Source organism: Thauera propionica (assembly GCF_002245655.1).
GTDB lineage: Bacteria > Pseudomonadota > Gammaproteobacteria > Burkholderiales > Rhodocyclaceae > Thauera > Thauera propionica.
Map to the genome: position 1 here is coordinate 388,310 of NZ_NOIH01000007.1, position 11,526 is coordinate 399,835.

14 protein-coding genes are annotated in these 11,526 nt (G+C 67.4%); 7 read left to right on the forward strand and 7 right to left on the reverse strand.

What is annotated here, in order from left to right:
• The first annotated feature begins 115 nt into the window (after positions 1 to 115).
• Together nqrM and CGK74_RS07775 are read left to right on the forward strand one after the other, a co-directional pair.
• Positions 116 to 328: a (Na+)-NQR maturation NqrM gene (gene nqrM / locus CGK74_RS07770; protein WP_094267899.1), complete on the forward strand. Its 213-nt coding sequence runs from the start codon at positions 116 to 118 to the stop codon at positions 326 to 328.
• 28 nt (positions 329 to 356) lie between these two features.
• Positions 357 to 764 (forward strand): CBS domain-containing protein, encoded by a 408-nt coding sequence (locus CGK74_RS07775; protein WP_094267900.1) that lies wholly within the window; start codon positions 357 to 359, stop codon positions 762 to 764.
• A gap of 3 nt (positions 765 to 767) precedes the next feature.
• Here the strand turns inward: CGK74_RS07775 and dnaQ are convergent, their stop codons facing one another.
• The 3 genes from dnaQ to CGK74_RS07790 are packed head-to-tail and all read right to left on the reverse strand — an operon-like array spanning position 768 to position 2,727.
• On the reverse strand, positions 768 to 1,487 hold the full coding sequence (gene dnaQ, locus CGK74_RS07780) for a DNA polymerase III subunit epsilon (protein ID WP_094267901.1): 720 nt from the start codon (positions 1,485 to 1,487) through the stop codon (positions 768 to 770).
• Positions 1,488 to 1,539: 52 nt separating this feature from the next.
• Positions 1,540 to 1,998 carry a ribonuclease HI gene (gene rnhA, locus CGK74_RS07785; protein ID WP_094267902.1) on the reverse strand — a complete coding sequence of 153 codons (459 nt, stop codon included), beginning with the start codon at positions 1,996 to 1,998 and terminating at the stop codon, positions 1,540 to 1,542.
• The gene (locus tag CGK74_RS07790) at positions 1,999 to 2,727 is read right to left on the reverse strand and encodes a class I SAM-dependent methyltransferase (protein ID WP_165770055.1); all 729 of its coding nucleotides are present in this window, start codon (positions 2,725 to 2,727) and stop codon (positions 1,999 to 2,001) included. It lies immediately after the preceding gene.
• A gap of 27 nt (positions 2,728 to 2,754) precedes the next feature.
• Between CGK74_RS07790 and gloB the strand changes: the two genes are divergently transcribed.
• On the forward strand, positions 2,755 to 3,528 hold the full coding sequence (gene gloB, locus CGK74_RS07795; RefSeq protein ID WP_094267904.1) for a hydroxyacylglutathione hydrolase: 774 nt from the start codon (positions 2,755 to 2,757) through the stop codon (positions 3,526 to 3,528).
• Positions 3,529 to 3,540: 12 nt separating this feature from the next.
• Here gloB and CGK74_RS07800 read toward each other — a convergent pair whose 3' ends face one another.
• Positions 3,541 to 3,915 (reverse strand): response regulator transcription factor, encoded by a 375-nt coding sequence (locus CGK74_RS07800; RefSeq protein WP_094267905.1) that lies wholly within the window; start codon positions 3,913 to 3,915, stop codon positions 3,541 to 3,543.
• A 252-nt stretch (positions 3,916 to 4,167) separates the two neighbouring features.
• Between CGK74_RS07800 and CGK74_RS07805 the strand changes: the two genes are divergently transcribed.
• Entirely contained in the window at positions 4,168 to 5,661 is a 1,494-nt protein-coding gene (locus CGK74_RS07805; RefSeq protein WP_094267906.1) for a transglycosylase SLT domain-containing protein, read from the forward strand.
• Between the two features lie 18 nt (positions 5,662 to 5,679).
• On the opposite strand, the gene CGK74_RS07810 is transcribed toward CGK74_RS07805, so the two are convergent.
• The 3 genes from CGK74_RS07810 to CGK74_RS07820 form a co-directional block, all read right to left on the reverse strand.
• Positions 5,680 to 7,785: an ABC transporter ATP-binding protein gene (locus CGK74_RS07810; RefSeq protein ID WP_240498662.1), complete on the reverse strand. Its 2,106-nt coding sequence runs from the start codon at positions 7,783 to 7,785 to the stop codon at positions 5,680 to 5,682.
• 72 nt (positions 7,786 to 7,857) lie between these two features.
• The gene (locus CGK74_RS07815; RefSeq protein WP_094267907.1) at positions 7,858 to 8,343 is read right to left on the reverse strand and encodes an FKBP-type peptidyl-prolyl cis-trans isomerase; all 486 of its coding nucleotides are present in this window, start codon (positions 8,341 to 8,343) and stop codon (positions 7,858 to 7,860) included.
• The gene (locus CGK74_RS07820; RefSeq protein ID WP_094267908.1) at positions 8,333 to 8,815 is read right to left on the reverse strand and encodes a peroxiredoxin; all 483 of its coding nucleotides are present in this window, start codon (positions 8,813 to 8,815) and stop codon (positions 8,333 to 8,335) included. Before CGK74_RS07820 ends, CGK74_RS07815 begins: the two co-directional genes overlap by 11 nt.
• A gap of 218 nt (positions 8,816 to 9,033) precedes the next feature.
• Here CGK74_RS07820 and CGK74_RS07830 point away from each other — a divergent pair, with 218 nt between their 5' ends.
• From CGK74_RS07830 to imuA, 3 genes are all read left to right on the forward strand, one after another.
• The gene (locus CGK74_RS07830; RefSeq protein ID WP_240498663.1) at positions 9,034 to 10,077 is read left to right on the forward strand and encodes a zinc-dependent alcohol dehydrogenase family protein; all 1,044 of its coding nucleotides are present in this window, start codon (positions 9,034 to 9,036) and stop codon (positions 10,075 to 10,077) included.
• 114 nt (positions 10,078 to 10,191) lie between these two features.
• Positions 10,192 to 10,800, forward strand: a complete 609-nt coding sequence (lexA, locus tag CGK74_RS07835) for a transcriptional repressor LexA (RefSeq protein WP_094267911.1) — start codon at positions 10,192 to 10,194, stop codon at positions 10,798 to 10,800.
• A 32-nt stretch (positions 10,801 to 10,832) separates the two neighbouring features.
• On the forward strand, positions 10,833 to 11,525 hold the full coding sequence (imuA, locus tag CGK74_RS07840; RefSeq protein WP_106408399.1) for a translesion DNA synthesis-associated protein ImuA: 693 nt from the start codon (positions 10,833 to 10,835) through the stop codon (positions 11,523 to 11,525).
• The last annotated feature ends 1 nt before the right edge of the window (position 11,526 follow it).

The window sequence follows — 11,526 nt, forward strand, 5'->3', positions numbered from 1 at the left end:
CACCACGCCGCGAACACCCCTCACACAGGCATGGCCAGAACGATCCCATGCGCGTTATTGTCCACCCTCCGCGCAGGCAGGGACGCCTAACCGACCGGAGAAAGGCAGGAAAACCATGAACACATTTCTGATCACCCTCGGCGTCATCGGACTCGTCATCGCGGCGATGGCCATCGGCGTCATGTTCGGCCGCAAGCCCATCGCAGGCAGTTGCGGCGGCCTCGGCGCCGTTGGCGGCGAATGCGAGTTCGGCTGCAAGAAGCCCTGCTCCAAACGCGAGGCACGCATGAAGGCTGCCGCCGAGACTGCGACCGACGCACGACAATAATCACATCACGCCACTTTGCGGAGACAACATGTTGCAATCCCTGCTCGTCAAGGACTACATGATCGGCGACCACCTCGCCTTCAGCCCCTCGACCAACCTGCTGCGCGCGGTCCACAAGCTGCTGGAACACGGCCTCAGCGGCGCGCCGGTGGTCGACGAGAACAATCGCCTGATCGGCTTCATCTCGGAGAAGGATTGCCTCAAGGCCGCACTCGATGCGTCCTACTTCCGCCGCGAGGAAGGTTCGGTACAGGACTTCATGAGCAAGGACGTCGTTTCGGTTGCGGCTGACTCCAGCCTGATCGAGGCAATCCAGATCTTCGTCAGCAAGAACTTCCGCTGCCTGCCGGTCGTCGAGGGATCACGCCTGGTCGGCCAGATCTCGCGCCAGGACATCCTGCGGGGGCTCGAGAAGCTGCGCGCCGCGCGCAGATGATCCTCACGCCGTCGCCGGTTCCTCCGGAGGCAGCCACAGGCACAGACCCTTGTTCGCCTTGGCGATGTCGGCAAGCACGCTCTCATGAGCCTGCAGTTCGGCATCGCTGATGCGCAAGACCTTAATCGGCTTGCGCTCCCGCGGCATGCCGTCGCCGTCGCCATCGTGCGCGGGCAAGTCGTCGTCCAGCGCCATGATCAGGCTTTCCTGGCCACGCGTCATCGCCAGGTAGACCTCGGCCAGCAGTTCCGCATCGAGCAAGGCGCCGTGCAGTTCGCGGTGGCCGTTGTCGATCTCGTAGCGGTCGCACAACGCGTCGAGCGAAGCCTTCTTGCCCGGGTTCTGCTCCTTGGCCATCTTCAACGTGTCGATCACGCCGGCACAGAGCCGAGCGAGCTTGTCACGCCCGAGCAGGTCGAGTTCGTTGTCGAGGAAGCCGACGTCGAAGCTCGCGTTGTGGATGACCAGTTCCGCATCGCGGACGAAGTCCTCGAATTGCGTCACGACGTCGGCGAACTTCGGCTTGTCGGCAAGGAATTCCTCGGTGATGCCGTGCACCGCGACGGCCTCGGCGTCGATGCCGCGTCCCGGGTTCAGATAGACATGGAAATGGCGGCCGGTGAGGCTGCGGTTGAGCAGCTCCACGCAGCCGATTTCGATCACGCGGTCGCCATTGCGCCAGTCCAGACCGGTCGTTTCGGTATCGAGCACGATTTGTCGCATTGCCGCTCCTCTGAATGAATTCGATATAGGTGGAAGTGACTGCGGTCGCGGCTCAGGCCTCGACCGTCTTTCCGGTCTTGCGCACGGCGTCCACGCCGCGCCGGGCGAGCGCATCTGCCCGTTCGTTCTCGACGTGACCAGAGTGACCGCGCACCCACAGCCACTTCACCTGGTGACGCGTCTGCGCCTCGTCCAGCGCCCGCCACAGGTCGGCGTTCTTGACCGGCTCCTTCGATGCTGTCTTCCAGCCGCGCGCCTTCCAGCCGTGAATCCACTCCGAGATGCCCTTCTGCACGTACTGGCTGTCGGTATGCACCCGCGCCATCACGGGGCGCTTCAGCGTGTTCAGCGCGCGGATGACCGCGAGCAACTCCATGCGGTTGTTGGTCGTGGCCGGCTCGCCGCCCCAGATCTCCTTTTCGTGCGTGCCGGCGCGCAGGATCGCGCCCCAGCCGCCGGGACCGGGGTTGCCGCTGCATGCGCCGTCCGTGTAGATATCGACTTCTTCCATCTATTGCGTTTTCCGTGTTTCACCGTTGCGCTGTGCAACGGTCGATAGTCGTTTGGCCGAAGCCTTGCGTTCGCGCCACTGCGGCATGATCAGGCGCATGCCCTGCACGCGTTTGACCCCGTGCATCACATACGCCGCGCCGAGCACCGGCCACCAGCGCGGTCCTGCGCGGTCCATGAAGCTCCAGCGCTGCAGCCACGCCTCGGTGCCCACCACGGGCACGTGGCAGCCGGATTCGAGCCCCACCACCTCCAGCCCGAGCAGCTTCATCCAGTCCTTGATGCGCATCGACGAGCGATATTGTCCGCGCCAGGGGAAAGCACCCTCGCCCCGCGCCAGCGCACGTCGCGCGCCCCACAGGCTCAGCGGATTGAGCCCGCTCAGCACCACGCTGCCCTCGGGCACCAGCACCCGCTCCACCTCGCGCAACACGCTGTGGGCATCGGACGAAAACTCCAGCACGTGCGGCAACAGCACCAGATCGATGCTGGCCGTCGCGAACGGCAGCTCGAAGGCCTGCGCGCGCACCGCCACCTCACCGTCACGCGCACAATTGAGACGGAAGGGCATGCGGTTCGCCTGCAGCAGGTCGATGCCCGGCAGACCGATCTGGACGGCGTTATAGCCGAAGATGTCTGCCACCGTACGATCGATCGCGCCGCGCTCCCAATCCAGCAGATAGCGCCCGAGCGGGGTCTCCAGCCAGTCGGAGAGGTCCGGCATTGACATCGGCGATCAGCCCCTCAAAATTCGCGGATGGACATTATCCCTCTTCCCGCCTTCCGCGATAACTACATCTGGCTCGTGCGCGAGGGCGACCAGGCGCTGGTCGTCGATCCGGGCGACGCCGGTCCGGTGCTCGGCTACCTCGCGGCCGAGGGGCTGAAGCTCGCCGCGATCCTCGTCACCCACCACCACGCGGATCACGTCGGCGGACTCGCCCGCCTGCGCCAGGCCTGTACCGCACCGGTGTACGGCCCCTTCAACGAAGCGATCGAGGGGGTTGATCATCCCGTGGGCGATGGCGATACGGTGGGCATCGATGCGCTCGGCCTGACTTTCGATGTGCTCGACGTGCCGGGCCACACCGCCGGCCACATCGCCTACGTGTGCCGCAGTGCCTCGCCGCCGATCCTGTTCTGCGGCGACACGCTGTTTTCGGCCGGTTGCGGGCGCCTGTTCGAGGGCACACCCGCCCAGCTCGCGCAATCGCTGGCCCGCCTCGCCGCGCTGCCGGACGACACTGCCGTCTATTGCACCCACGAATACACCTTGTCCAACCTCGCTTTCGCGCGTGTGGCCGAGCCGCACAACCCCGAGCGCGACGCCTACGCCGAACACTGCGTGGCACTGCGCAACGCGGGCCGGCCGACCCTGCCAAGCAGCATCGGGCACGAAAAGGCCATCAATCCCTTCCTGCGTTGCAGCCAACCGGGAATCATCGATGCGGTCACCGCTCACACCGGTCAGCGGCCTGCGGACGCGCTGGCCTGCCTGGCCGCGCTGCGCGAGTGGAAGAACGTGTTCTGACGCGCCCCGCGCTCAGAGCTTGAACGCACGGGTGATGGTCTCGACCACCCGCGCGCTGTTGAAGGGCTTCAGGATGATGTCGTCCGCACCCTTGGCCAGCATGGTCTGGATGCTGTCGCGGTCGGCCTGGGACGTCACCATCATCACGCGGACCTTGGGCCAGCGCTGACGCACCTCGCCCAGCACCTCCAGGCCGTTGCGGCCGGGCATGTTCACGTCGAGGCAGACCAGGTCGGGCACATGGCGCTCGATCATCTCGAGCGCGGTGTCACCACACTTGGCCTCGCCGACGACGACATGGCCTGCCTGCCGCAGGATCGTGCGCAGCGAAATCCGGATGAGCTCGTTGTCATCGACCACAACGATGGTTCGGTCCCTACGCGACATGCCTGCTCACCGGAAGAATTCAGTTGATCTGGAATGGTGAGATTATCGCCGCACTGCGGCCCGAATGCGCAGGCAGATCATGGTCGCAATGCGTGCCATGTGCGGTTTTCCACGCGGCGCAAGGCCGCCTCGCCCGACAAGGCAGCCGCGGACGAGCGTCCCGCCCCTTATCCATCCCAAATTGACGCGCCATTCGCCTCGTCGCTAGACTTGCGCGCTTTACGCCCACGGGGCCCCTCGCGCCCCCCGATCATGACCCGACACCTCGTTGCCCTCCTCGCCGGTGTCCTCTGCGTCTGGGTTGCGGGCACTCCGTCGGCCGTGCAGGCACAGGATGCCGCAGGGCCTGCAGAGCAGCCTGTCGAAGTCGAGGAAGTCATCGCTCCCGAACGGGTGCTCACGCTCGACCTGACGCGTGACGCCAACGACATCTGGGACCGCATCCGGCGCGGCTACGGCATGCCCGATCTCGACAGCGAGCGCGTGGCCGAGCAGCAGGCCTTCTACCTCAACCGTCCCGCCTTCCTGAAGCAGGTGCTGGCGCGTGGCGGACGCTACCTGTACTACTTCGTCGACGAACTCGAGCGCCGCGGCATGCCGACCGAACTGGCACTGCTGCCGATGGTGGAAAGCAGCTTCAACCCCATGGCCTACTCGCGCTCGCACGCATCCGGCCTGTGGCAGTTCATTCCCTCGACCGGCAAGTACTTCAACCTCACGCAGGACTCCTGGGTCGACGAACGGCGCGACGTGATCGCCTCCACCAACGCCGCGCTCGACTACCTGCAGAAGATCTACGAGATGCACGGCGACTGGCACCTCGCGCTGGCGTCCTACAACTGGGGCGAAGGCGCGGTGCAGCGTGCGCTGAAACGCAATGCGGACGATGGCCTGCCGCTGGAATACAGCCACCTGCGCATGCCCGAGGAAACACGCAACTACGTGCCCAAGCTGCAGGCGATCAAGAACATCATCGGCGAGCCCGAACTCTTCCATCTGGAGCTGCCCTACGTCGCCAACGAGATGCACTTCGTCGCGGTCGAAGCGCCGGTCGGCGTCGATCTCGCCACCGCCGCCGAGCTGTCCGACATGCCGCTGGACGAATTCCTGGCGCTGAACCCGGGCTTCAACCGGCCCGCAACCACGATGCCCGGTCAGACCTTCATCGTGCCGACCGACCGCGCGCGCAAGCTGCGCGAGGGCCTCGACGAACTGCAGCGCAGCGGTCGCGGCTGGACGATGCACACCGTCGAGCGCGGCGAAACCCTCGACAAGATCGCAGCACGACACGACCTGTCGACTGCCGAGTTGCGGCAGATCAACGGCCTGGGCGGCAAGACCGTGTCACCCGGCCACGTCCTCCTGGTGCCTGCCGGCATCGACCCCGAGGGTGCCTTGGCGGTCAGCAGCCTGCTGCCTTTTGCGGCGGCTGCCTCACGCCAGCAGGGCCTCAAGATCGGCGGAACGGGCGGCGGCGGGCTGAAGGCACCGACAGGACGCGGATTGCAGAGCGCATCGACAACGAGTACGGCCACCAAGGCGGCGCCATCCAAGAAGTCCGGCGCCAAGTCGTCGTCCAAACCCGCGACGAAAAAGTCCCCCACGAAGGCGAGCTCGAGCAAGGCGGCCACGAGCAAGCCGAACACGGTCAAGCCCGGCCCGACCAAGCCAGCCGCCAAGCCCGCACAGAAGCCGGCAGCGAAAAGTGCGACGAGCACGCCTCAGACTGGCACACCGAAGCGCTGAATCAGGCGACCGGCCGGATCAAGCCTCCAGCCGCGGCCAGTGGCAGCGGAAGCGATGCCCCTGGCCGAACTCGGTGATCGGCGGATAGCTCGCGCGACACACGTCGGTCGCATGCGGGCAGCGCGGATGGAAATGGCAGCCCGCCGGCGGATCGAGCGGCGATGGCAGGTCCGCGTTCGGTAGCCGCGGCGCTCCGCTGGCCGCCGCATCATCGGCGCTGCCAGCAGCCGCGATCCGCGGCACCGCCGCGAGCAGCGCGCGGGTGTACGGATGCAGCGGCGCACGCAGTACCTTGTCCACCGGCCCCTCCTCCACGATCCGCCCGAGGTACATCACCGCCACCTCGTCGGCCAGGTACTCGACCACCGCCAGGTTGTGCGTGATGAAGAGATAGGCCAGCCCGCGCTCGGTCTGCAGTTCATGCATCAGGTTGAGCAGCTGCGCCTGCACCGAGACATCGAGCGCGCTGGTCGGCTCGTCGCACACGATCACCCGTGGCGACACCGCCAGTGCGCGCGCCATGGCGATGCGCTGGCGCTGCCCGCCGGAGAACTCGTGCGGATAGCGCCAGCGCATGTCCGGCGACAGCCCGACCCGCTCCAGCAACTCGTCGATGCGTGCGCGGCGCACGCGCGGATCGGCCTCGACGCCAAGGCTGACCATGCCTTCCTCGATGATGTCGCCGACACGCATGCGCGGGTTGAGCGAAGCGAACGGGTCCTGGAACACCATCTGCACCGCGCACCGCATGTCGTGCAGGGCGTCGCCCTCGTGCGTGGTGATGTTCTCGCCGTCGAGGAAGAGTTCGCCGGCGGTTGGCGCGATCAGCTTCAGGATCGCCTTGCCGACCGTGGTCTTGCCGCAGCCCGACTCTCCCACCAGTGCCAGCGTGCGCCCCGGCGCCAGGCGCAGGCTCACGCCGTCGACCGCTCGCACCTCGCCCACGGGTCTTTTCAGCAAGCCCTTGCGCACCGGGAAATGCACGCTCAGGTCGCGCACCTCCAGCACCGGCGCCGCACTGCGCGAACGATGCAGCGCCGCCGCCAGTGAAACGGGCTGCGGTTGCGAATGCAGGACACTGACGCCTTCGTAGAGGTGGCAGCGCACCGCCTGCTCGCCGATGCGGTGCCAGCCCGGCGCCTCGTCGTCGCAGCGATCGAAGGACAGCGGACAGCGCTCGGCAAAGCGGCAGCCGACGAAATCGCGGTCGAGCGCGGGCACGGAACCGCTGGGCGCATCCAGCGGGGCACCGCGCCGATCACTGCCCGGCAGCGCCGCAAACAGCTTGCGCGCATATGGGTGCAGCGGCGCGCGGAAGAAGGCCTCGCGCGGGCCGGTCTCGACCACCTCGCCCGCGTACATCACACCGACCCGGTGCGCCATGCGCGCGACCACGCCGAGATCGTGTGTGATCAGCAGCATGCCCATGCCACGCTCGGCCTGGATGTCGGCCAGCAGGTCGAGCACCTGGGCCTGGATGGTCACGTCCAGCGCGGTGGTCGGTTCGTCCGCGATCAGCAGTTGCGGGCGACCGGCAAGCGCCATCGCGATCATCACCCGCTGCTTCATGCCGCCGGAGAACTGAAAGGGGTAGTCGCGCAGGCGCCGCGCCGGGTCGGGGATGCCGACCGCCTCGAGCAGGCCGCAGGCCTCGGCGTCGGCCTGCGCACCCCGCATGCCGCGCTGCGCCAGGGCCTCGGCGATCTGCGCACCCACTGTCATCACCGGGTTCAGGCTGGTCGACGGTTCCTGGAAGATCATGCCGATGCGCCCGCCGCGCACGCTGCGCATGGCGGCTTCGGGCAGGCGCAGCAGATCCTCGCCATTCAGCCGGACCTCGCCGCGTTCGATGCGCCCGCTGTCAGGCAGGAGCCTTGTGAGCGCGAGCGCGGTCATCGACTTGCCGCAGCCCGACTCGCCCAGCAGCGCGAAAGTCTCGCCCGCCGCAATGGTCAGGTCGACGCCATCGACCGGACGCAGCTCGGTGTTGCCGCGCTCGATGACGACACCGAGGCCGGACACGGACAACAGCGGAGACGACGAGGGCAAGGACGACGGCGACGGCGGGATCGACCGCGTCGACAACAGGCGAGCGGAGGCCACGACGGGGTCGGACGAACTCATTGCAAGGCGCGTTGGAATTGGTAATTGGCCGGCAGGGTCGAAAAAAAGGCCGCTTGCGCGGCCCGCGGGCAATCAGTGGTGATGTCCGCCTGCGCCATGGACGTGGCCATGGGCGATTTCCTCGGCACTCGCGGCACGCACTTCGGCGACCGTGACGTCGAACACCAGCGCCACGCCGGCGAGCGGATGGTTGCCATCGACCACGACCTTGCCGTCGGCGATGTCGGTGACGCGGTAGATCAGTTCTTCCTCGCCGTCGTCCGACACGCGCTCGAAGCTCATGCCGACTTCGATGTTCTCGGGGAACAGCTTGGCATCCTCGACCAGGATCAGCTCCTCGTCGTAGTCGCCGAAGGCGTCCTCGGGCTGCAGCTTGACCTGGAAGGTATCGCCGACCTTCTTGCCGTGCAGGGTCTCTTCCAGCACCGGAAAGATGCCGTCGTATCCGCCGTGCAGATACACCAGCGGGTGCTGGCCATCGTCGATGACGGCGCCGTCCGTGTCGCGGACGGTGTAGTTGAGCGTCACGACGCTATTCTTTGCAATTTCATTCTGCATTGTCGGATTCCAGTTTCTTGACCAAATCAAAAACCGCAGCCGCATGGCCGCGGGGTGCTACATCGTAGAACGCGTGGCGGATGGTGCCATGCTTGTCGATGATGAAGGTCGAACGCCGCACGCCCATCTTCTTCACGCCGTCGACTTCCTTCTGCTGCCACACACCATACAACTGGCAGACCTCCTTGTCGGCATCCGACAACAGCCGGATCGACAGACCTTCCTCGTCGCGGAACTCAGCGTGGGTCAGGCAGTCGTCGGGACTCACGCCGACCACGATGCAGCCATGGCGGGCGAAATCGTCCTCGTGATCGCTGAAGTCGGCCGCCTGCAGGGTGCAGCCCGGCGTACGGTCGCGTGGATAGAAATAGAGAACCACATGGTGCTTGCCGGCCACCGACGTGAGATCGAAAATCTCCATGTCCGCATCCGGCAACGAGAACGGGGGTGCGATGTCTCCGCTTTGCAGCATTGGGTCTCCCTGACGTGAGGCGGATTCTAGCCGAGACCCCCGGCGAACTCTACCGGGCCCGGGCTGGGGTGGGGGCTGGACGAACATGGTTTCACTCCTCCCTGGATCTGACCGACCGCTCGGGTGCCTGCTGCGGCCACCTGCATGAAGCAATAGCCCAGAAGCGCGGTGCGCTCAAGACGCACTGCATCATCGCACATTGCACAGAGGGCTCCGTGATGTCGTCCACGCTCCACTCCAGCCACATCGAACCCACGGCTGCAGACCTTCCCCGCAGCATGCGCGCCATGGTGCTCGAACGCCCGGGCGAGCCGCTGAAGACCGTCGACCTGCAGGTGCCCGAGCCGCTGCCCGGCCAGATCCTGCTGCGCATCGAAGCCTGCGGCGTCTGCCGCACCGACCTGCATCTGGTCGACGACGAACTGCCCGATCCCGTGCTGCCGATGGTGCCCGGCCACGAGATCGTCGGCCGCGTCGCCGCCCTCGGCGCGGGCGTGACGGGCGTCGGTCTCGGGCAACGCATGGGCGTGCCCTGGCTGGGCTGGACCTGCGGCCGCTGCAGCTACTGCAACCGGCACCAGGAAAACCTGTGCGACCACGCCCGCTTCACCGGCTACCAGATCCACGGCGGCTACGCCGAATACACGGTGGCCGATGCGCGCTACTGCTTTCCGCTCGACGACACGCTCGATGCCGCCGAGGCGGCGCCGCTGCTGTGCGCCGGCCTCATCGGCTACCGCGCCCTGGCAATGGCGGGCGACGCGCGGCGCATCGGCCTGTACGGTTTCGGCGCCGCCGCGCACATCATCTGCCAGGTCGCGGTGTGGCAGGGACGCGAGGTCTACGCCTTCACCCGCCGCGAGGACGCCGCAAGCCGCGACTTCGCACGCGCCCTCGGTGCCCGCTGGACCGGCGCCTCGGACGAGCGTCCGCCACAGCGCCTCGATGCGGCGCTGATCTTCGCCCCCGCCGGCGAACTGGTGCCGGCTGCGCTGCGAACCCTGTGCAAGGGCGGCATCGTCGTGTGCGCCGGCATCCACATGAGCGACATCCCGTCCTTTCCCTACGGCATTCTGTGGGGCGAGCGCCGCATCGTGTCGGTCGCCAACCTCACCCGGCGCGACGGCGACGAATTCCTCGCCCTCGCCGCGCGCGTGCCGGTGCGCACCGAGGTGACCCGTTTCGCCCTGGCCGACGCCAACCTCGCCCTCGACCGCCTGCGCCGGGGCGAACTGCAGGGCGCGGCGGTGCTGATTCCCTGAGGCAAGACCATGCCCCACCGAAAGCCGCGCCAAGGCGGGCAATCAGGGCTGACAATCAGGGCTTGCCGTTAGCCGATAACTGTTTAAAATTACAGCCACCACAAGGAGGCTGTCATGAGCGCCCGCAGCGAAAACCTCACTGCCCGTCAGCAGGAAATTCTCGACTTCATCCGCAGCACCGTCGAAAGCGAGGGCCGTCCGCCCACCCGCGCCGAGGTATGCACCGCCTTCGGCTTCCGCTCGCCCAACGCAGCCGAAACCCACCTGCGCGCGCTGGCCGCCAAGGGCGCCATCCTGCTCGAGGAAGGTCGCGCCCGCGGCATCCGCCTGGCCGAGGCGCTCGGCCTGCCGCTGGTCGGCCGCGTCGCCGCCGGCAGCCCGATCCTCGCCGCCGAACACGTCGAGGCCCGCTTCCAGCTCGACCCCGCACTGTTCTCGCCGCGCGCCGACTACCTGTTGCGCGTGCGCGGCATGAGCATGCGCGACGCCGGCATCCTCGACGGCGACCTCATCGCCGTGCATCGCAGTGCCGAGGCCCGCAATGGCCAGATCGTCGTTGCCCGGCTGGACGACGACGTCACCGTCAAGACACTGCAGCGCAAGGGGCCTGTCGTCGAGTTGCTGCCCGCCAACCCCGATTTCGAACCCATCGTGGTCGACACCCGGCACGCGCCGCTGACCATCGAGGGCATCATGGTCGGGCTGATCCGCAAGGATCACTGACAGCCTTCCCTCTTCATCGCACGGAGCACATCGTGGGCCTGGTTCTCGAGCGCCTGCCGGCAGGCCTCGTGTGGCAGGGCACGCGGCTTGCCGACGCACAGGGCGCCACCCTCCACACCGGCTTTGCCGAGCTCGACGCCGAACTGCCGGGCGGCGGCTGGCCGGCGGGCGCCCTCATCGAACTGCTCGCCGAGCATCCCGGCGTCGGCGAGATCTCGCTGCTGCTGCCGCTGATGCAGCGTACGCCGCCCGAACGCTGGATCGCCTGGATCGCCCCGCCGCTGCTGCCCTACGCCCCGGCGCTGGCCGCGGCCGGCGTGCCGCTCGAGCGCCTTCTGCTGATCCAGCCCGCGACCGCCGACGAAGTGCTGTGGGCCACGCGCCAGGCCTCGGCCGGTGGCAGCTGTGCGCTGGTGCTGGCCTGGCCCGCACGCCTGGACACCGCCGCCCTGCGTCGTCTGCAGCTTGCTGCCGAGGAGAGCGCCACGCCGCTGTTCCTGTTCCGCACCCCCTCCGCGGCACGCCACGCCTCGCCCGCCGCACTGCGGCTGCAACTGTCTCCGAGTGTGGACGGCCTGCGCATCGACATCCTGAAGCGGCGCGGTCCGCCCGCCGCGCATCCCATCCACCTCACCCTGCGCAGCGGCACGCGGCAGGAACCGCCGCAGGAGCCGTCCGCGACACCAGGCCAGACGCCACCACCCCGCCTGACCCTGGTCGGCTGAT

Excerpts from the sequence above, each read along its gene's own strand:
- dnaQ (WP_094267901.1), bottom strand. The coding sequence starts at position 1,487 with ATGCGACAAATCGTGCTCGATACCGAAACGACCGGTCTGGACTGGCGC.
- nqrM (WP_094267899.1), top strand. The coding sequence starts at position 116 with ATGAACACATTTCTGATCACCCTCGGCGTCATCGGACTCGTCATCGCG.
- CGK74_RS07820 (WP_094267908.1), bottom strand. The coding sequence starts at position 8,815 with ATGCTGCAAAGCGGAGACATCGCACCCCCGTTCTCGTTGCCGGATGCG.
- CGK74_RS07800 (WP_094267905.1), bottom strand. The coding sequence starts at position 3,915 with ATGTCGCGTAGGGACCGAACCATCGTTGTGGTCGATGACAACGAGCTC.
- CGK74_RS07805 (WP_094267906.1), top strand. The coding sequence starts at position 4,168 with ATGACCCGACACCTCGTTGCCCTCCTCGCCGGTGTCCTCTGCGTCTGG.
- gloB (WP_094267904.1), top strand. The coding sequence starts at position 2,755 with ATGGACATTATCCCTCTTCCCGCCTTCCGCGATAACTACATCTGGCTC.
- lexA (WP_094267911.1), top strand. The coding sequence starts at position 10,192 with ATGAGCGCCCGCAGCGAAAACCTCACTGCCCGTCAGCAGGAAATTCTC.
- CGK74_RS07790 (WP_165770055.1), bottom strand. The coding sequence starts at position 2,727 with ATGTCAATGCCGGACCTCTCCGACTGGCTGGAGACCCCGCTCGGGCGC.
- CGK74_RS07830 (WP_240498663.1), top strand. The coding sequence starts at position 9,034 with ATGTCGTCCACGCTCCACTCCAGCCACATCGAACCCACGGCTGCAGAC.
- CGK74_RS07775 (WP_094267900.1), top strand. The coding sequence starts at position 357 with ATGTTGCAATCCCTGCTCGTCAAGGACTACATGATCGGCGACCACCTC.
- CGK74_RS07810 (WP_240498662.1), bottom strand. The coding sequence starts at position 7,785 with ATGAGTTCGTCCGACCCCGTCGTGGCCTCCGCTCGCCTGTTGTCGACG.
- CGK74_RS07815 (WP_094267907.1), bottom strand. The coding sequence starts at position 8,343 with ATGCAGAATGAAATTGCAAAGAATAGCGTCGTGACGCTCAACTACACC.
- rnhA (WP_094267902.1), bottom strand. The coding sequence starts at position 1,998 with ATGGAAGAAGTCGATATCTACACGGACGGCGCATGCAGCGGCAACCCC.